The organism is Micromonospora sp. LOL_021, from assembly GCF_048060215.1.
Taxonomy (GTDB): domain Bacteria; phylum Actinomycetota; class Actinomycetes; order Mycobacteriales; family Micromonosporaceae; genus Micromonospora_E.
Map to the genome: position 1 here is coordinate 1 of NZ_JBHMIN010000080.1, position 19,567 is coordinate 19,567.

Sequence of the window (19,567 nt, forward strand, 5' to 3'; positions counted from 1 at the left end):
GCGGCAACATCGTCCAGTACGACGACTGGGGCGGCGCCAACCAGCAGTGGCAACTCGTCCGGGTCGACGGCGGCGGCAACCCCGACCCCGACCCGACGACACCACCGCCGTCGGGGGAGTACACGAATCCGGTGGTGTGGCAGGACTTCGCGGACGTGGAGGTGATCCGGGTCGATGACACCTACTACATGACGGCGTCGACGATGCACTACTCGCCGGGTGCGCCGATTCTGCGATCGTACGACCTGGTGAACTGGGAGTTCGCCGGGCATGCGGTGCCGAGGTTGGAGTTCGGGTCGAAGTACGACCTGTCGGGGGCCCGAGGCTACGTGCGCGGGATCTGGGCCTCGACGTTGAACTACCGACGGAGCAACGGGACGTACTACTGGGCTGGTTGTATCGATTTCAGCCAGACGCACATGTATACGTCACAGTCGGTGGAGGGGCCGTGGACGAAGCATGCGACGCTGCCGTGCTACTACGACGCCGGGTTGTTGTTCGACGATGACGACACGCCGTACGTGGCGTACGGCAACGGCACGATCAGTGTGGCGCAGCTGTCGGCGGACGGTCGGTCGCAGGTGCGGGCGCAGCAGGTGTTCCAGACGCCGTCGAGTGTCGGAACCCTGGAGGGGGCCCGGTTCTACAAGCGCAACGGCAACTACTACATCTGGTTGACCCGGCCGGCGAACGGTCAGTACGTGCTGCGGTCGACGAACGGGCCGTTCGGACCGTACGAGATGCGGCAGGTGCTGCTGGATCTGCCGGGGCCGATCTCGGGCGGCGGGGTGCCGCATCAGGGTGGCCTGGTGCAGACGCAGAACGGCGACTGGTACTACATGGCGTTCGTGGACGCGTACCCCGGCGGGCGGATGCCGGCGCTGGCGCCGATCACCTGGACGGGTGACGGCTGGCCGCAGCTGCAGACGGTCAATGGCCGGTGGGCGGTGAACTACCCGCGGCCCAACCTGCCGGCGCCGCCCCGGGTGGTGAAGCCGTTGACGGGGGTGGACACGTTCGCGGGGACCACGCTGGGGCCGCAGTGGGAGTGGAACCACAACCCGGACAACTCCCGGTGGTCGGTGAACGATGGGCTGCGGCTGTCCACCGCGACCGTCACCAACGATCTCTACAACGCGCGGAACACGCTGACGCACCGGATTCAGGGCCCGACGTCGACGGCGACGATCGAGTTGGACTATTCGTCGATGCGCGACGGTGACCGGTCGGGGCTGGCGATGTTGCGGCAGTCCTCGGCGTGGGTCGGAGTACGTCGCGACAACGGTTCGACCCGGGTGGTGATGACCAACGGTTTGACGATGGACAGCAACTGGAACACCACCGGGACCGGGACTGAGGTGGCGAGTGCGCCGGTGTCGGGGGGTCGGATCTGGCTGCGGGCGAATGCCGACATCCGGCCGGGTGCGGGACGGCAGGCGCGGTTCTCGTACAGCACGGACGGGGTGAACTTCACGTCGTTCGGGCCGGCGTTCACGCTGAACAACGAGTGGCAGTTCTTCATGGGTTACCGATTCGGGATCTTCAACTACGCGACGCAGGCGCTCGGTGGCGCCGTCACCGTCCGACGGTTCGAACTCTCGACCCCCTGATCACTGGAGTAGACGATCATGAGTTCGTCATTTCTCAGCCGTCGTCGACTGCTGCAGGCCGCCGGCGCGACCGCGGTGGTCTCCGCCACCGGCGTCACCACCAGCACGGTCCTCGGCGCCGCTCCGGCCGCCGCAGCCCTGCCACCGGCGCGCCCCGACATCGGCGTGGCGGCCTACGGATTCGACGTCGGCCAGGCCCAGCTGACCACCAGCCGATGGCTGGACAACCAGAACCGCACCATCAACTACCTGCGCTTCGTCGACGTCGACCGGATGCTGCGCAACTTCCGGGCCAATCACCGGCTGTCCACCAACGGCGCCGCGTCCAACGGCGGCTGGGACAGCCCGACGTTTCCGTTCCGTACCCACATGCAGGGACATTTCCTGAGCGCCTGGGCGTTCGCGTGGGCGGTGACCGGCGACAGCGTCTTTCGGGACAAGGCCAACTACATGGTGGCCGAACTCGCCAAGTGCCAGGCCAACAACGGGGCGGCCGGCTTCGCCGCCGGCTACCTGTCCGGGTTCCCCGAGTCCGACTTCAGCAGCCTGGAGGCCCGGACGTTGAACAACGGCAACGTGCCGTACTACTGCATCCACAAAACCCTCGCCGGCCTGCTCGACGTGTGGCGCTACCTCGGCAACAACCAGGCCCGCGACGTCCTGCTCTCGCTCGCCGGCTGGGTCGACTGGCGTACCGGCCGGCTGTCCAGCAGCCAGATGCAGAACATGCTCGGCACCGAGTTCGGCGGGATGAACGCCGTCCTGACCGACATCTATCAGCAGACCGGCGACAGCCGGTGGCTCACCACCGCACAGCGGTTCGACCACGCCGCTGTGTTCAACCCGCTCGCCGCCAACTCCGACCAGCTCAACGGGCTGCACGCCAACACCCAGGTGCCGAAGTGGATCGGTGCCGCCCGGGAGTACAAGGCCACCGGCACCACCCGCTACCGGGACATCGCCAGCAACGCCTGGAACATCACCGTCGACGCGCACACCTACGCGATCGGTGGCAACAGCCAGGCCGAGCACTTCCGGGCACCCGACGCCATCGCGAGCTACCTGCGAAACGACACCTGCGAGGCGTGCAACACGTACAACATGCTGAAACTCACCCGGGAGCTGTGGCTGCTCGACCCGGATCGGGCGGCGTACTTCGACTTCTACGAACGGGCGCTGCTCAACCACGTGATCGGCATTCAGAACCCGGCCAGCAACCACGGACACATCACCTACTTCACCCCGTTGAACCCGGGCGGCCGGCGCGGCGTCGGCCCTGCCTGGGGCGGTGGGACCTACAGCACCGACTACGACTCCTTCTGGTGCTGCCAGGGCACCGGCCTGGAGGTCAACACCGCGCTGACCGACTCCATCTACTTCCACGACGGCACCACGCTGACGGTCAACCTGTTCATGCCGTCGGTGCTGAACTGGTCGCAGCGAGGCATCACCGTCAGCCAGACCACCAGCTACCCGGCCAGCGACACCACCACCCTCACGGTCACCGGCAACGTCGCCGGGTCGTGGACGATGCGGATCCGGATCCCGGCCTGGACCAGCGGGGCGACGGTCAGCGTCAACGGCGTTCAGCAGGGCATCACCACCACACCGGGCAGCTACGCCACCCTCACCCGGTCCTGGTCCGCCGGCGACACGGTCACCGTACGGCTGCCGATGCGGGTGATCATGCTGCCGGCCAACGACAACCCCGACGTCGCCGCGATCACCTACGGTCCGGTGGTGCTGTCCGGCAACTACGGAAACAGCACCCTGAGCCAGCTTCCCTCGCTCGACACCGCGTCGATCACCCGGACCAGCGCCAGCGCCCTCGCGTTCACCGCCACCGCGAACGGCACATCGGTCGATCTCGGCCCGTTCCACGACGCGCACGGGCACAACTACACCGTCTACTGGAGCGTCGGCTCCGGTGGCGGCAACCCCGGTACGGCCAGCTTCCGGCTGGTCAACGCCAACAGCAACCTGGTGCTCGGGGTGCAGAACATGTCGACCGCCGACGGCGGCCTGGCCCTGCAGTGGGACGACAACGGCACCGCCGACCACGACTGGGAGATCATCGTCGACGGCGGCGCGATCCGGCTGCGCAACGTGCACAGCGGCAAAGTGCTCGGCGTGGAGAACATGTCCACCGCAGACGGTGCCCGGATCCTGCAGTGGTCCGACACCGGCACCGCCGACCACCGCTGGACGGTCGTCGACGTCGGCGACGGCACCCACAAGCTACGCAACGTGCACACCGGCAAGCTGCTGGCCATCACCGGCGGCTCGACCGCCCTCGGCGCCCAGGCGGTGCAGGACCCGGACAACGGCAGCCTGGACAACCAGTGGCGGTTCCTGCCGAATGGCACCCGGCGGATCCAGAACCGGGCCAGCGGGCTGGTGCTCGGGGTGCAGAACATGTCCACCACCAACGGCGGGCTGGCCATCCAGTGGGGCGACACCGGCACCGCCGACCACCTGTGGACGGCGGTCACCGACACCGGCGGCTACCTGCGGCTGCGCAACTCGCACAGCGGCAAAGTGCTCGGCGTGGAGAACATGTCGACGGCGTCCGGCGCCCGGGTGCTGCAGTGGGACGACAACGGCACCGCCGACCACCGGTGGCGGCTGCGGTACCGCAGCGACGGCTACTTCCGACTGCAGTGCGCCAACGGCGGCAAGGTGCTCGGGGTCACCGGCGGCTCCACCGCACCGGGGGCGCAGATCGTGACCTCGGACGACAACGGCCAGAACCACACGCTCTGGCGGTTCGTCTGACCCCGTACCGGCTCGGGCCGGTCGCCCACGTGGCGGCCGGCCGGGGTCGCGCGGTCCGACCGCGCGGTCGGGTCAGTGGTCGACGGTCCCGGCCGCGGCCATCACCCGCAGCGCGTTGCCGTCGACCCGTAGCCGGATCGGGGTCTCGCCACACACCTCGCCGTCGATCTCCACCGGTGCCGGCCGGTCCGTCTCGACCAGCAGTTCGCCGACCGCGAGGAACGGGTCGTGCCGCAGGGTACGCCGGTGGCCGGTCGCCGCGTTGCGTACCGTCGCGCCCAGCAGGCTGTGCCGGGTCGCACCACCCACCGGGTACGCCACCAGCAGCCGGTCGTCGGCGTTGGCGTCCGCGGTGATCGGCCGGCCGGCCTGGTGACCGCCGTTGGCGACGTACAACTGGTGGGTCTGGAAGTCCCGATTGCTGCTCTCGGTACGGACGCTGACCCGGAGCGGACGGTGCCGGGCCATCAACGCCGCCGCCGTTGTCGGATAGGCGAACTTGCCGACCACGCGTTTCAGCCGGGGCGGGGTGCGCAGCATCACCTCGGCGGACAACCCGATGCCGACGTGGTTGGCGAACGGTAGGTCACCGGCGAGGCCGAGATCGACGTCGATCACCTTGCCGGAGCTGATGACGCGGACCGCCGCATCCAGGTCGATCGGGATGCCGAGGGTATGGGCGAAGTTGTTGGTGGTGCCCAATGGCAGCAGCCCGAGCGCGATGTCGCGGTGGGCGAGCAGCCTCGCCGCAGCCCCGATGGTGCCGTCCCCGCCGCCGGCGATCAGCAGGTCCGGGGCCATCCGGATTGCCTCGTCCAGGCTGCGTTCCAGCTCACCCGGCTCGTCGACCGGGTAGCTGGCGATCAGCTCGAAGCCGGCGTCGGTCAGCCGCCGGACGGCGTCGGTGTAGAACCGGCGGCCCCGGCGGGACTTGGCGTTGACGATCAGCACCGCCCGCCGTCGCTGCCGGATGGCGTCGCTCAACTCCTGCTTGGTCCGCACGGCCAGACCCTATCCTCACCGGCCGCGCGACCCCCTGGCCCGGGGGTCGCGCGGCCAGTGAGAACCTCACCTGTCAGGTGTCGTCAGCCCACCGTCACCGCCGAGGCGGCGGTCACCGCCACCGCACCGCCGGTCAGCTGGTGGGTGAAGGTGAACTCGCCGGGCCGCCGGGTGCGTACGTGCAGCTCCCAGGTCAGGTCGGTGCCGGCGGTCAGCGCCACCTCCGGTGAGATGGTGCCGACCAGGGCGCCGTCCTGCACCGACATCGGGATCCGCACCCAGGCCCCGTCGACCCGCAGCTGCACCGCGACGTCGCGGGCCAGCAGGTCACCGTCGGGGTGGGTGACCGTCAGCGTCGACTCGGCGGTGCCCTGGTCGACCCCGCTCGGGTTGACCACCCGGACCTCCGGGTGGAACCAGCCGTCCACCTCGGCGGTCTGCGGGTAGGTCGAGGTGATCGTCGCCGCCTCGGCCAGCACCAGAGACGACTCGGCGTCGACCAGCCCGCTGTACCAGCCGGTGTCCAGCTCCAGTTGGAGCTGGTACCGACCGGACTGCGGGTCGGCGACCTCGAATTCGTACGGCTGAGCCGCCCAGTCGAGGTAGCCGGCCCGGATCTCGGCGCCGGTCGGGTCGGACAGCCGCAGCACCGGCCGGGCCTCGTTGGGTGCCAACGCCCGGACCGCCGGCACGACGTCCTCCAGGCGGGTCACCGCCGGCAGGTCGGCGAACGGCCGTACGTCGGTGGCGCGCACCGTCGCGAACGGGTGCCCGTGCGCGTCGGTCACCGACCAGTCCACCTCGACCGAGACGGGCTCCGGGGCGGACGCGGCCAGTTCGACCCGCGCCGCGCCGCCGAAGCCGAACGTGGCGTCGAACGGGTCGATCCAGTCCATCTCCGGCAGGATCTCGCTGACCAGCCACCAGTCACGTTCCAACCGGGGCAGCTGGTGCACGGCGACCGCCTGGTAGCTGTCCAGCGTCGCGACCAGCGGTCCGGGCCCGAACGAGTACGCCCACGGCGCGGTGCCGGCCGGGCGCAGGTAGACGGTCGCCGCATGGTTGCCGCCGACCAGGTCGGCGGCGAGGTCCACCCGGGTCGACAGGTCCTGGGCCGCCTCGGCCCCGGCCGGCCCACCGGCCAGCACCCGGGGCGCGAACAGCACCTCGTCGTCGTCGAACACCGTGATCACCTTGTGCAGCAGGTACGACGTACCGCCGTCGGTCGCGGCCTTGCGTACCACCAGGGTGTAGCGGTCGACGGCGGCCGGCGTCTCGAAGGTGAGGGTGCCGGCGTCGTCGGTGGCACCGACCGGGATCACCGCGCCGTCGTGGACCAGCTCGACCGCAGCGCCGGCCAGCGGGCCGGGCTCGGCGTCCGGAGCGTCGACGGTACGCGCGGTGAGGCTCACCCGGGGCGGACGCACCCGGAACGACCCGGTCAGGTACTCGAGCGTCACGGTGTAGTTGCCCAGCTCTGCCCGCTGGACCGTCCAGCTGACCGTCTGGTTGACGCCGGAGCCGAGGTTGACCGTGGTCGTCGCCGCCGACTCGCCGCCGACCCGCAGCACCGCCTGGTACGGCCCGGCCGCCGCGCCGATGTTCTTCACCTGCGCGGTGACCCGTACCGGTTCGTTGCTCTTCACCACCTCCGGGTCGACCGTCAACCCGTGCACGGCGAAGTACGGCTGCCCCTCCTCGGCCGGGCGGGCCGCCCAGTCGATCGCGTCGAGGAACAACTGGGTGGCCTGCTCGGTCCAGTCGACCGGGCCGCGGGTCACCGACACACCGTGGGTGGACAGCAGCACGTGCCGGTTGGTGGCCCGCTGGTCGACGCCGATGCCGCCGCCGTAGATCCCGGTGGTGTCGCTGCGGCCCAGGTCGGCGAGGGTCTGCCGGCCGTCGCCGGAGTAGTCGCCGAACCAGGCGATCCACTTGGCCTGGGTGCTGTCGTCCAGCGGAATCCGGTCACCGACGGCGTACCCGTCGAGGATCGGGTGCTCTGCGGTCACCTCGTAGTACGACTCGGCGACGCTGGTACCGCCGGTGTTGGAGCCGGTCGAGACGGGCTGCCCGGTGTGCTGGGACAGCTGCCGGATGCCGTTGCCGGTGCTGTAGGCGTGGTCGGTGAAGATGACCCCGGTGCCGGCGGCGTCAGTGGCGTCCAGGAACGCCTGGAAGGTCGCCTCGTCGTAGTCGCTGCTCACCCCGTAGCCCAGCACGACGACCGGATGTTCGGCGGCGGCCACCAGCTCGTCCCAGTCGTAGATCACCGTCTCGATGCCGCGCGGGGCGAAGATCTCGTCGGCGTACGTGTCGACGTAGCCGCCGACCAGGGCGACCGTCTGCGGCGGCGGGCTGAGCGTGAAGTCGGCGGTGACCGCGCCGCCTTCCGGAATGGTCACCTCGACGGCCGGGGAGACGTCGAACCGGGGATGCTCGGCGGTGACCCGGTAGCTGCCGGCCGGCAGTTCGAGCCGGTAGCTACCGTCGGTGCCGGTGACCACCGGGCTGCCGACCGGCGCGCCGTCGGCGGAGACCATGACCGTCACCCCGGGTACGCCGTGACCACTCTCGTCGAACGTCGCGGCGCCGGTGACCACCCCGATCGGCAGCGGCACCATCGCCAGTTCGACGGTGGTGAACGACTCCTCGACCACGACGACGTCGGCGACGCTGGCGGTCTCGTGACCGAACGCGGCGGCGGTCAGGGTGTAGCTGCCGGGTGCCAGCCGCAGGGTGAAGCTGCCGTCGTCGCCGGTGCGCACCGAGGCCCCGCCCGGCGTGACGGTGACGGTGGCGTCGGCGACCGGGGCGCCGGTGCCGGCGGTGGTGACCTGGCCGGTCACGCCACTGTCGAGCGCCACCTGTACGGCGGCGGCGTACGCGTCGATCCGGCCGTGGCCGTACCGGGTGTCCGGCGCCACGTCGGCGTACCGGTCGTCCCAGAACGCGGTGTCGATCAGCGCGGTGCGGGTGGCGTCGACGCTGAGCTCCGGCGCGCCCTGCAGCAGCAGCGCGGCGACCGCGCTGGTGTGCGGAGTCGCCATCGAGGTGCCGCTGGCGTAGCGGTAGCCGCCGTCCGGGCTGGCCGACCACACCTCGTCGCCCGGCGCGGACAGGTCCGGGGTGACCCAGCTGTCCGGCCAGTCCGCGGGCGGGCTGGCCCAGCTGGACTTGTTCACCACGTTGCCGCAGGAAAAGTCGGCGACGTTGTCGTCGATGTCGGTGGCACCGACACCGACGGCCTCGTACACGTTGCCGGGGCTGGACGAACCGACGCCGCAGCTGCCGAAGATGTCCTCGTTGCCGATGGCGAACGACGGGAATGCGCCGGCGGCGACGATCGCCCGGGTCGGGGCGACCATCTCCGTCGCGTAGGTCGCCGCGCCGAGCGACATGCTGACCACGTCGGCCGGGCGGCCCGCCGGGGTACCGGCCGAGTCGGTCGGTGCGACCGCCCACTGCATGCCGGCGGCGACCTGGGCGAAGGAGCCGCTTCCGCCGGGGATCACCAGGCCGTGCGCCATCTCGGCACCGGGCGCGCCGCCGATTGTCACGCCGGACGCCGCACCACCGTGGATGGTGCCGGAGACGTGCGTACCGTGGGTGGACGAGTCGTGCGGCTCGGAGGCCACCAGACCGCCGGCGGAGCTGAACTCCATCCAGCCACCCGGGTAGGTCGGGTCGGTCGGGTCGTCGGTGGCCATCTTGCCGACCAGGTCGGGGTGGTCGATGGCGACCCCGGTGTCCAGGGTGACCACCCGGACGCCGGCGCCGTCCAGACCCAGCTCGGTCCAGACCTTTTCGACGCCGATGCGGTCCATGCCCCAGGTGATCCGGTCGTCGATGATCGACGCGGCCGGGTCGGCGGCGGCGGTCATCTCGGTCTCCGGCACGCTCAGGGTGAAGTTCGGCAGCACCCGTTGCACACCGGGCAGGCTCGCCAGCGCCGACAGCCGGGCGGTGTCGGCGGTGAACTCGACGAGCAGCATGTTGGTGATCCAGAAACGGTTGACCACCCGTACGTCGCCAGCGGTCTCAGCCCGCTCCTCCAACGCCGTTTCGACCTCGGCCTGGATCTCCTCGGAGTGGGCGCGCAGCTGGTCGACGGCGGTGTCCGGGTTGGTCGGATAGCGCTGCGGGTTGGGCAGCATAAGCAGCGCCTGGACCCGGTCGCCGGTCGATTCGGCGACTGTGGCCTGTAGCTCCGCGGCGACTGCGGCGGTGCCGGCACCGGGTGCGTCGGCACCGCCGTCGGTGGGCGCGGCCGAGACGGGCAGTGGTACGCCGAGCAGCCCGCCGGCCAGCACGGCACCAGCGGTGACGGCCAGCAGGCGGCGTGCCCGGGGCAATAGTCGTGGTAGGGAGGGCTTGCGTCCTGACATCGATCGTCTCCTGGATCGCAGGGCCGGGATCAACCGGTTGGCATCGAAGATCGCTGAACGCCAATGGCGAACATGTTGATGTCGATGACTCCCCGCCGTCAACCCCTCACGATCCGAAACGAGGCCTTCGATGTCGATCGGCGACCGGGCCGGCACCGGTGGCCGACCGCCGTCGGTGTCCCGACCGGTGGTCACCGCGCCGCGAGCGCCGCTGCGAGTTCGATGTGCGGGTAGGACGTCGTCCGGTCCTGCAGCATCCGGCGTCAGAAGTTCCCCACCGCCAGGTGATCACTACGAACGTCGTCGTGGCGACCGTGGCAAGCAGCAAGGCAACCGTGACGACGCTGCGTCCTGAGGTCGAGCTATCCGGTCCGCGTCAGGTGGTGGTCAGCACCTCGTAGAGGTCGGGTCGACAGTTCAGCGCGGCCTCGCGAAGTGCGGCGACCCGGGCCAACTGTTCGTCCGCCGGCAGCGACCGCAACGTGGCCAGCGCCTCCTCGACCATGCCCTGTACGGGATCCAAGAACTCGTCCGGTTCCGCGTCCCGGCCCGCCAGCCAGAGGCCGGCCGCCGCCCGGGCCGCCTGGATCGGCTCCCAGCCCTCGACGTCGTCGAGGGCGGCACCGCACTCCCAGGTGCCGGCGCCGTCGAGAATCTCGGCTTCGAGCGTGGGCAGCCCGGTGGCGATCGTCCCGTCGCCGTAGATGAGCAGATTGAAGTGGACGGTGTCCCGGCGCTGCGTGATCGAGGCGCCGTGCGGGCCGACCTGCTGCACGACGGCGGTTGGCGGGTCGGGCAGCCTGGCCAGCAGAGCCAACGCCCGCCGGGCCGGTCCGACCAGCTCCGGCAGGGCCGAGGCGTCGACCCGGCTGACGCAGACCCGGGGTGTTCCGTCGGCACAGACCAGTTCGGTGGCCCGCAGGTCGGGGTGCGCAGCCTCATTGACCGGTGGCAGCACGATCAGGGCGACGAGCAGCCCGGCGACGCCCGGCAGCACGGCGAGCAGCCGGGACCGGCCAGTGGCGGCGGCGTACAACGCCCACCCGGTCGCCGCCAGGGCGACGTACCACACCATCATGCCCGCGACGGCTCGGTCGTCGATCGAGGAGTAACGGTCAACCGGCCCGAGGGATGCCGGGCTGAGCAGCAACGCCCGGTTGTCGCCGCTGTTGGCGAGCACCTGCAGTGCGACGACGGCGGCGAGCGCACCCACGGCGAGCAGCGGGGCGGTCAGCCGGGACGGCAGCAGCCGACCCAGGCCGAGGCCGAGCAGACCGGCCGCCGCGACGCTCGCCGCGCCGAGCAGCACCGGCCAGACCCAGCCGGCCGGCTGATGGTCTGCGGTCAGCACCGCGAGGGCCTGCACCTCGAGCACTCCGCCGGTGAATCCGCCGGCGAGGCAGCCGACGAGCGCGACCGCCCGGGGCGCCACCCGGGCCAGGCCTGGTCGGGCGCTCGTCGCGATCAGCTCGGTCATCCTGCTGGCGTGCTCCCGGCGCCCGTGCCAGGCGCCGACCGCGAGCGCGAGCGGCCAGATCAGTTCCAGCGTGTTGTAATGGGCCAGCACCCCCGCCATCCAGTACCCGTCCCAGCGTTCCCCGTCGACGGCCAACGAGGCCGCCGCGAACGCCAGCCCGACACCGAACCACACCACCGCGGTACGGCGCAGTTCCACGAAGAGAATCCGACCCGTCACCCTCGTCGCACCGTCCTGTCTTCATCCCGGTCGTCGTTCACAACCGGCAAGACGGACCGGGCGACGGGCCCGGCTTCGCGTGCCGGTGTGAACTAGATCTCACCTCCGTCGGTCGGCTGGCCTGACTGCTGGACGACCCGGCCGATCGGATGGCGGCGGGTGTGGCAGCAGGCGATCGACGGTGGGCGTGGTGGCAGGATGAGCGGTGTGTCGACCGTGCAGCCGTCCGCCCTGCATCCCGGACATTCCGCCCTGCGTCCTGACTATCCGGTCCGCACCGAGCGGCTGCTGCTGCGACCGCTGACCGGCGACGACGTCGACGCGCTGCTCGCCTACCGCAGCCTGCCAGCCGTCTGCCGGTACGTGCCGTTCGAGCCGATGACCCGCGACGTCGTCGTCCAACGGCTCGCCACCCAGTGGGCCAACACCGGCCTCACCGACGAAGGTCAGGCCCTCACTCTTGGCGTCGAGGTGGCAGCTACCGCTCGGCTGATCGGGGACGTCGTGCTCTTCTGGCGCAGCCGGGTCCATCGCGGCGGCGAGATCGGGTATGTCGTACATCCGGACGCCGCCGGCCAGGGCTACGCCACCGAGGCGGCACGGGCGCTGCTCTCGCTCGGCTTCGACCAGCTCGGCCTGCACCGGATCGTGGCCCGGGTCGACGAGCGCAACGAGTCGTCGGCCCGGCTGGCCCGACGGCTCGGCATGCGTCAGGAGGCCCGGCTGGTGCGCAACGAACTGTTCAAAGGCGAATGGAGTACGGAACTCGACTTCGCGATGCTCGCCGACGAATGGGCGGCGTACCGTGACGGTCGGACACCGGCCCGGCCGTGACGACGGTCGGGCACCGGATCGGCCGGGAGGAGACAGCGATGTGGGATCCGGCCGCCTACCTGCGCTTCACCGACCACCGCTCCCGCCCGTTCGCTGACCTGCTGGCCAGGGTCGTCGTCGCCGGCCCGGCCGTGGTCGTCGACCTCGGCTGCGGGCCGGGCACCCTCACGGTCCACCTGGCCGACCGCTGGCCGGGAGCCACCGTGACCGGGATCGACTCGTCGACCGAGATGATCGCCGCCGCCCGGGCGCTCGGGTCACCGGTCCGGTTCGACGTCGGCGACGTGACCGGCTGGGAGCCTGGCCCGGAGGTCGACGTGGTGATCTGCAACGCCGTACTGCAATGGGTGCCCGAGCATCCCGCCCTGCTCGACCGGTGGGCGGCGCGGTTGCGGCCGGGGGCGGTGCTGGCCTTCCAGGTGCCGGGCAACTTCGACGCCCCGTCGCACCAGGCGATTCGCTCGGTCGCGGCGGACGCTCGATGGCGGGAGCGGCTGCCAACCGTCCGCGGCGGCGACGCGGTGCTCGACCCGGCCGGCTACGCCGCCCGACTGCTGCGAGCCGGCTGTACGGTCGACGCCTGGGAGACCACGTACCTGCATCTGCTGCCGGCCGTGGCCGCCGACCCGGCGGCGCATCCGGTGCTGGCCTGGGTCGAAGGGACCGCTGCCCGGCCGGTCCGGGCCGCCCTCGACGACGCGGACTGGGCCGCGTTCCGTCGGCGGCTCGGCGAGGAGTTGGCGGCCCGGTACCCGGTCCGGGACGGGCTTGTCGCGTTTCCGTTCCGACGGGTGTTCGTGGTGGCGACGAAGCCGGCTGGTTAACCTGTGGGTGTGCGGAGTGCGGTGCGGTGCGGGTGCCTCGATGGCTGACGCCGACGACGTCCGCCGGCTGGCGTCGGCGCTGAAGCAGGTCGTCGAGATCGACAGCGACGGCTTCGACTTCCGGGTCGCCGGCAAGGGCTTCGTCTGGTCCTATCCGGAGCGCCGGCCCGGCAAGCCACGGGTGATCCGGACCGACGTCGCCGTGCTGTACGTCGGCGACGAGGCGGAGAAGCAGGCGCTGCTGCTCGGCGAGCCGGAGCTGTTCTTCACCACACCCGGCTACGACGGGCTGCCGCTGGTGATGCTCCGGCTGGCGCGGGTCGACGTCGACCGGCTCGCCGAGCTGGTCACCGACGCCTGGCGGATGCGCGCCCCGGACGGGGTGGACCTGCCGTCGGGCTGAGCCCGCCTCGTGCCGGTCAGGAGTCCAGTGCGACGGTCACCGTGACCCGGCCACGGTCGTCGCGGCGGGCGACGGCATGACCGGATCGGTCGACACCGTCCAGGTGCAGCGAGACCGGCCCACCGGCACCGGTGAAGTTGCGCCACCACTTCTTGGCGTCCGGCATCTTGACTGCGATCGTGACGGTGCCGCCGGTACGGCGGTAGCCGACCGGGGTGCTGAAGGTGCGCCCGGATCGGCGTCCGGTGTACGTGACCATCGTGAGGTGCCGGCGGACCAGACGTCCCCACCGCGGCGACGAACGCAGCGCCACGGCGCAGGCGTTGACCCGGCCGACGAGTCGCTGCGGCAACGGCCCTCGGTAGCCCATTTGACCTCCGACACGTGAGGCTCCCTACCGGACGAACCTAGCAGGACAGGTCGACCGCCCTAGCGAGGATCGCGCAGCGGGCGGTATCTGTTACTGCATCACGGTGGCCGGCGGGTGCGTCGGTGAGGTCGGGCAGGCGAAGACGTGCAGGGAGTAACCCCGACCGATGAGTACATCAACCGGGTTGCCGGCCGGATCAGCGGCGGTCCGCCAGCGGGCGCTGCCGTTCTGCTCGTCCGAGCTCGCGGTGAGCAGCAACGTCATCGCCGCCCCGCACTCGGTGCAGTCGACCGGGTGCCAGTCGGAGAGTGACCAGTTGGCAAAACCGCCAATCTTCCAGCCCGGTGCGAGCGACAAGTCGGCCTGATAACTGTGCCCGGACTGCTTTTCCCAGGCGTACAGCTGCTTTTTTAGATTCTCCGGCAGAAGTCCGACGTACTGGTACTCGCGGACCTGTTCCGGGCGCACCAGGCACGGTGTCGGCAGGTAGTTCTCGTTGACCACCGCCGGCTCCGGCGCCGTTGTCAGCTGCTCGCCGAGGTCGGCGGTCCGCCGCCAGCGGAGCTCCGCCCACGGGCTGTACCCGTTGTCGGGGTGGTCCAGTGGGCACCACAGCACCTGCAGCAGGTCCGCGTCCGGCGGGCCGGTGAGGTCTGCGACATCGTGCCGGTACAGCTGGGCCACCGGTACCAGCGCGATCGGCATCTTCGCCAACGACACCGGCTCGGTGTAGTCGAACTCCGGCACGTCGGCATCCTCCGCGTCGGTCAGCCGGTACGGCTGGCCGGTGGCTGCCGCGCGTGAGGTGGCCGCAGCGTAGACCCGGCGCATCCGGCGTACCGTCTCCGGGGTCAGTAACCGGTCGACGTAGTGCTCCCGGCCGGTGCAGTACGGCCAGGACTCGTCGGCCGGCCAGCGCAGCGGACCGCCGATCGAACTGTCGTCCGGGCCTGGCTGTCCGGGGTGGGGGTGCAGCCGGGTGGCGGTGGCCGCGTATGCCCTCAGCTCGGGAAACAGCTGCTCGATGTCGACCAGCGGTGAGCCGGCCGTAGGCTCCGACGGTCGCGCCAACTCGTCCTCCAGCTGCTGATTGCGCGGGATGCTGTCGATCGCGCGGATGCCGCGCGGATCAGGCCACCCTACCGGCGGTGCCGGCGGCCCGGCCCGTCGCCCGGATCGGGACAGCGCGCCGCAGTGCGGATGGTGAATGGCGCGTTTCCGATCGCGGTGTGACAGATTTCTTCGCTCGGCGAGCGGGAACCTGATTGTGCCCGGTGACCGCCGGGCCTGGTCGCAAATGAGAATGATTTGTCATGTTTGCATTGGCGCGTGTATCCGGACTGTCTAAACATTGACATACCGCTATCGATCTTGTGGGTTCGTCGACTCTTATTCGAGAAGCTGCGGTATCCGGCCGCAATGTATACGGAGGAATCATGTACGTGAGGAAGAGAGCGCTCGCCAGTGCCGTCGCAGCGGCAGCCGTCGCGCTGACCATGCTCGGCGCCAGCGCGGCGCACGCCGCCCCGGACAGCGGCAAGGCGACCACGGGCTCGGCCGTCGCCCGGCTCGACGACCGGCTGGCCCCGGACCGGACCGCCCGCGCCACGGTCGCCGCGTCGGCCGCCGCGACCGCGACGTTGGAGACGATTCAACGCCGGATCGCCGACTACGTCGCCACCCACGGCACCAAGTACACGTTCGGCAGCTACCTCGACGCCACCACCGGCAGGATCGTCGTCGACACCGACGCGCCCGCCGACCTGGTGGCCGCGCTGATCAAGCCGGCCGGCACCTCGGCGGCACACCTGCGGGCGGCCGGCGAGGTACAGGTGGGCCGGTCCACCATCAGCGACTTCTGGCACCGCCGGGACGACATTCAGCCGTACTGGGGTGGCGGCGGCATCACCCAGACCGCCGGGGTGGCCTGGTGCTCGGCCGGGTACGCGGTACGCAACGGTGCCGGCACCCGCTTCTCGGTCACCGCCGGACACTGCTTCGCCAACGGCGTCAACGTGCTCACCGAGTCGGGTGCCAACGCGTACGGCGTGGTGTCGAACCGGCGGCTGCCCACGGTGAGCGGCCACGCCCAGGACATGGAGCTGGTCGGCGGCCGGTCCTACTCGGGTCGGATCTTCACCGGCGGGGTGACCAGCACCTCCAGCGCCCCGGTGGTGGCGGCGGGCACCGCGTACGTCGGCTTCTCCGACTACTGCCACAGCGGGCGGACCACCGGCGAGCACTGCGGGCACACCGCGACCAGCATCACCGGCCAGGTGTGCACCTCGACTGGCTGCAAGTCGCCGGTCATCGTCTTCAACGGCGGCACCCAGCCGGCCGGCGGCGACTCGGGCAGCCCGTTCTACGTGAAGGACACCTCGGGTGGCGCCTGGATCCGAGGCAACGTGATCGCCGGCAACGGCGTCACCAGCTACGCGGAGCGCTACATCGACGTCGCGGCCGCGTACGGCGTCAGCATCGTCACCGGCTGACCCCGTACCGACCGCTGAAAGGGCCGGGGACCATCCAGCGGTCCCCGGCCCAGTCTCGTCCGGCCCTCGGCCGCGTCCTCAGGTGACCCGTAGCGGCCACGGGCCACCGAAGGACACCAGCCGGTCCGTGCCGTCGGCCGGGACGATCACCACCCGCGCGTACAGCTCGTAGTCGCCAGCCGGAACCGGTCCGCCGGCCGGTTCGCAGGAAACCAGCGGTACGTCGCCGGGCAACTGCTCGACGTCGCCGACCGCCAGATCCCACTGGACACCGATCAGGTCCTGCGCCGCCGGCACCGCCGCCACTGCGCCCTGCCGGACCAGGAACACCTCGGCCCTCGGGCTGACCACGCCACGGACGGCGCGCCGACCGGTCACCTCGACGGTGCCGGTGACGGCGCGGTCGGTGCCGGAGGCCGTCGACGGGAACCGCCCGTCGACGGTCAGCACGCCGTCGCCCGACGTCTCGAACGGTTGCCCGCAGCCGAGCGGGTCGGTGCTGGTAGTCGGAGCGGGATTCATCGTCGCCCGCTCCTCGGGAACCGGTCCGGAGCTGGCAGCCCCGACCGGACCGGCAGACCCATCCGGGTTAGATGAGCTACCTGCGCCGGGGCCCGCGCAGCCAGCGGCGGCGAGCGCCACGACGAGCGGGAGAAGGACGAGCCTTGCGGTGTAGCTCCGGTGATGCTGCATGGCCACCTCCTTGCCGAGGGGCGTCGGATCAGACAGCGATTGGACGCGTACGCAGCGACTTCGGTTCCCTGGGTCGCAGGTTGCCTGCCGCAGCCTCAGCCGGTCAGGACGATCCCGACAGCGCGCCGACGACCCCGAAACCGCCGCAGCACAGCACCCCGAACACGACGAGCGCGACCAACGCGATCAGATAGTTCGACCACATCCCGAACTTCGTCACGTCGGTGCCGTACCCGTCGTGGACGCGGTTGCGCCAGCCGCCGAACCGGAACGACAGCGGATGCGCCGCGCCGGGGTGCGCGACGACCGTCGTGGTGATCACCGGCACGCCCATGAAGTCGGTGTACCGGACGTCGCGCTGCCCGGCCGGCACCGCCACGTGCCAGGTGCCCTCCTGGGGGATCGGGACGTCGCGGCCGTCGACCTTGAACCTGCCCGCCGCCGTCGCCGGCACCAGGTACGGTCCCCGGTTGACCGACACGACCAGCACGGCACAGCCCGGTGGCGGTGCGATCGGGTGTGGGTAGGCGATCAGGAGGGGCACGGCACCGGGCATCTGCGGGTAGCCGGGATGGTGAGGGGGGTACGACATCGCCACATCCTGGCATGCGGTGTGCTGCATCGACCGTCACTGTGAGCGCAGAGCGGTCACCGGTGTGAAGGTGGGTCAGCGCCAACGGTCCGTGCAGCCGAAGAAGCGATATCGGAGTGGGCGGCGTTCGGGTGGGTCGTCGCGATCGCCGGCGGCGGCGGTCTCGTCGTGTTGGGGCTGATCTGGCTGCTCGTACGCGGTGAGCAGTTGCGCGACGCCCAGCTCGTCCAGCAGTTGCGCGACGCCCAGCTCGTCCAGCAGTTGCGGGCCGATCTGCTGTCGGAGGCCGCCCGGACCGGCTGGGTCGAGTTCGAGCCCGCGCCGGAGCTGACCCGGTGGGGCCTCGGCACGGTCGTGCCGGACGAGAAACGCGGCTGTTCGCTCACCGGCCAGCAGGCGGGCCATCAAGCAGATCCACCGCCGGTTCAAGATTTTCTCCCTGCTCCGGTCCGGGCCGGCGGGTCAGGAAACCGACGAGGACGCTCGGTTCGAGCAGACCTTCAAGATCGTGTCGTACGCCGATCCCGACGCCCTCCGTCGGCTGTCGACCGGCCCGGTGCGTCGCGCCCTGCACCGACTGCACGAGCTGGGCGGGCTGGACCATGAGCCGATCCGGTTGGACGGCCGGGCGATGCGCGTCGTCCTGTACGGCTGGCCGCGGCTACCGGCAATCAGCGAACGACTGACCGCCACTATCGAACCCGCCACCGCGCTGTCGACGGCCGGCACCGACGACCCGGCACCGGCAGGTACCTGACCGGCGCACGATCCAGTCAACGGAGCGGTACACCGAGCGGACCCGCTCCGGCTCCCGGGCGATCGTGCTGCCCCGGCGGCTCTGACCGCCGCTGCTGCTTCTTGGGACCGTCCTGTTCGTCGTCGGTTTCTGCCTGGTGAGTGCCTAGACCGGCCAGACCGGATCGGCCTATTGCTCCCTATCCATCCTTATAATGTTGTTCAACAGGGATGTTTGCAGTATCTTAAGGTCATGTTGTTGTTGAAAAGAGCCGCTCTTCGTCAACGCCGAGGTGGGCGATGAGCCCGATCTACCGGTCCGAGGGCGCGCGCCGCACGGTCGAGCAGCGGTACCGGGCGCTGCTGCGGCGCTGGCCGGTGCCGGCGACGGAGCCGACGGTTCCCACCCGGCATGGCGACACGTTCGTGATCGTCTGCGGCCCCCGGGACGCCCCGCCGGTCGTCGCGCTGCACGGCGGCAGCTTCAACTCGGCGGCGTGGATCGGGGACGTCGCGACCTGGGCGCAGACCCACCGGGTGTACGCCGTCGACGTCATCGGCGAACCCGGACTCAGCGCGCCGTCGCGGCCCCCGCTCACCTCCGGCAGCTACGCCGAATGGCTCGATGACGTGCTGGCCGCGTTCGACATCGGCCAGGCGGCGTTCGTCGGCGCCTCGCTGGGCGGGTGGCTGGCGCTCGACTACGCGCAGCGCCGACCGGAGCGGATCACCCGGCTCGCGTTGCTCGTACCAGGCGGAATCGGGCGGCAGAAGTACGCTGCGGTCATCGGGTCGCTGTTCCTCCTGCCGTTCGGCGAGTGGGGTCAGCGCGCTGCCGTCCGACTCGTACTCGGCCCGCCCCCGCCTTCGGCGACGTCCGATGTCACGGCGGTGTCCGCCGCCCCGGAGACCTCTGAGTCGGCGGAGCTGGCCGACTTCCTGCCGCTCATCCAACGGAGCTGTCGGTCGCGGCGCAACCGGCTACCGATCTTCGGCGACGACGGACTGCGTCGCCTCGCCGTCCCGTTGCTGGTCGTCGCCGGAGCGAAGGACCGGCTGATGGATTCCCGGCACACCGCCCGCCGGGTGCGTCGGCTACCGGAATGCGGGCCAGTGCTCCGGCCTTCAGGCCGGGGGTGAAGGCCCGCGCTGG

The 19,567-nt window shown here is 70.7% G+C and carries 16 protein-coding genes; 8 read left to right on the top strand and 8 right to left on the bottom strand.

Features of this window, described 5'->3' with window-relative positions:
* Positions 1 to 1,610 (top strand): family 43 glycosylhydrolase (locus ACFHWT_RS29650; protein WP_416597958.1); only part of this gene is annotated, 1,610 nt, incomplete at its 5' end.
* Positions 1,611 to 1,628: 18 nt separating this feature from the next.
* Complete coding sequence (locus ACFHWT_RS29655; RefSeq protein ID WP_416597959.1) at positions 1,629 to 4,385, top strand: beta-L-arabinofuranosidase domain-containing protein; 2,757 nt, start codon at positions 1,629 to 1,631, stop codon at positions 4,383 to 4,385.
* A 72-nt stretch (positions 4,386 to 4,457) separates the two neighbouring features.
* Here the strand turns inward: ACFHWT_RS29655 and ACFHWT_RS29660 are convergent, their stop codons facing one another.
* The 3 genes from ACFHWT_RS29660 to ACFHWT_RS29670 form a co-directional block, all read right to left on the bottom strand.
* The gene (locus ACFHWT_RS29660; RefSeq protein WP_416597960.1) at positions 4,458 to 5,387 is read right to left on the bottom strand and encodes a diacylglycerol/lipid kinase family protein; all 930 of its coding nucleotides are present in this window, start codon (positions 5,385 to 5,387) and stop codon (positions 4,458 to 4,460) included.
* An 83-nt stretch (positions 5,388 to 5,470) separates the two neighbouring features.
* The gene (locus tag ACFHWT_RS29665; protein WP_416597961.1) at positions 5,471 to 9,775 is read right to left on the bottom strand and encodes a S8 family serine peptidase; all 4,305 of its coding nucleotides are present in this window, start codon (positions 9,773 to 9,775) and stop codon (positions 5,471 to 5,473) included.
* A gap of 376 nt (positions 9,776 to 10,151) precedes the next feature.
* Positions 10,152 to 11,471 (bottom strand): hypothetical protein, encoded by a 1,320-nt coding sequence (locus ACFHWT_RS29670; RefSeq protein ID WP_416597962.1) that lies wholly within the window; start codon positions 11,469 to 11,471, stop codon positions 10,152 to 10,154.
* A 207-nt stretch (positions 11,472 to 11,678) separates the two neighbouring features.
* On the opposite strand from ACFHWT_RS29670, the gene ACFHWT_RS29675 reads away from it, so the two are divergent.
* Genes ACFHWT_RS29675 through ACFHWT_RS29685 form a run of 3 tightly spaced genes read left to right on the top strand, consistent with a single transcriptional unit; the run spans position 11,679 to position 13,532 of the window.
* Positions 11,679 to 12,305, top strand: coding sequence for a GNAT family N-acetyltransferase (locus ACFHWT_RS29675; protein ID WP_416597963.1), 627 nt, complete (start codon positions 11,679 to 11,681; stop codon positions 12,303 to 12,305).
* A gap of 38 nt (positions 12,306 to 12,343) precedes the next feature.
* On the top strand, positions 12,344 to 13,129 hold the full coding sequence (locus ACFHWT_RS29680) for a trans-aconitate 2-methyltransferase (protein WP_416597973.1): 786 nt from the start codon (positions 12,344 to 12,346) through the stop codon (positions 13,127 to 13,129).
* Positions 13,130 to 13,169: 40 nt separating this feature from the next.
* On the top strand, positions 13,170 to 13,532 hold the full coding sequence (locus tag ACFHWT_RS29685; RefSeq protein ID WP_416597964.1) for an MmcQ/YjbR family DNA-binding protein: 363 nt from the start codon (positions 13,170 to 13,172) through the stop codon (positions 13,530 to 13,532).
* Positions 13,533 to 13,548: 16 nt separating this feature from the next.
* On the opposite strand, the gene ACFHWT_RS29690 is transcribed toward ACFHWT_RS29685, so the two are convergent.
* Together ACFHWT_RS29690 and ACFHWT_RS29695 are read right to left on the bottom strand one after the other, a co-directional pair.
* Entirely contained in the window at positions 13,549 to 13,902 is a 354-nt protein-coding gene (locus ACFHWT_RS29690; RefSeq protein ID WP_416597965.1) for a nitroreductase/quinone reductase family protein, read from the bottom strand.
* A gap of 90 nt (positions 13,903 to 13,992) precedes the next feature.
* On the bottom strand, positions 13,993 to 14,973 hold the full coding sequence (locus tag ACFHWT_RS29695) for a hypothetical protein (RefSeq protein ID WP_416597966.1): 981 nt from the start codon (positions 14,971 to 14,973) through the stop codon (positions 13,993 to 13,995).
* A gap of 371 nt (positions 14,974 to 15,344) precedes the next feature.
* Between ACFHWT_RS29695 and ACFHWT_RS29700 the strand changes: the two genes are divergently transcribed.
* Positions 15,345 to 16,394: a hypothetical protein gene (locus ACFHWT_RS29700; protein WP_416597967.1), complete on the top strand. Its 1,050-nt coding sequence runs from the start codon at positions 15,345 to 15,347 to the stop codon at positions 16,392 to 16,394.
* Between the two features lie 78 nt (positions 16,395 to 16,472).
* On the opposite strand, the gene ACFHWT_RS29705 is transcribed toward ACFHWT_RS29700, so the two are convergent.
* The 3 genes from ACFHWT_RS29705 to ACFHWT_RS29715 form a co-directional block, all read right to left on the bottom strand.
* On the bottom strand, positions 16,473 to 16,916 hold the full coding sequence (locus tag ACFHWT_RS29705; protein WP_416597968.1) for a hypothetical protein: 444 nt from the start codon (positions 16,914 to 16,916) through the stop codon (positions 16,473 to 16,475).
* A 274-nt stretch (positions 16,917 to 17,190) separates the two neighbouring features.
* Entirely contained in the window at positions 17,191 to 17,679 is a 489-nt protein-coding gene (locus tag ACFHWT_RS29710; protein WP_416597969.1) for a hypothetical protein, read from the bottom strand.
* 75 nt (positions 17,680 to 17,754) lie between these two features.
* Positions 17,755 to 18,084 carry a hypothetical protein gene (locus ACFHWT_RS29715; protein WP_416597970.1) on the bottom strand — a complete coding sequence of 110 codons (330 nt, stop codon included), beginning with the start codon at positions 18,082 to 18,084 and terminating at the stop codon, positions 17,755 to 17,757.
* 103 nt (positions 18,085 to 18,187) lie between these two features.
* On the opposite strand from ACFHWT_RS29715, the gene ACFHWT_RS29720 reads away from it, so the two are divergent.
* Together ACFHWT_RS29720 and ACFHWT_RS29725 are read left to right on the top strand one after the other, a co-directional pair.
* Positions 18,188 to 18,436: a hypothetical protein gene (locus ACFHWT_RS29720; protein ID WP_416597971.1), complete on the top strand. Its 249-nt coding sequence runs from the start codon at positions 18,188 to 18,190 to the stop codon at positions 18,434 to 18,436.
* A 278-nt stretch (positions 18,437 to 18,714) separates the two neighbouring features.
* Complete coding sequence (locus ACFHWT_RS29725; protein ID WP_416597972.1) at positions 18,715 to 19,554, top strand: alpha/beta fold hydrolase; 840 nt, start codon at positions 18,715 to 18,717, stop codon at positions 19,552 to 19,554.
* Positions 19,555 to 19,567: the final 13 nt, after the last annotated feature.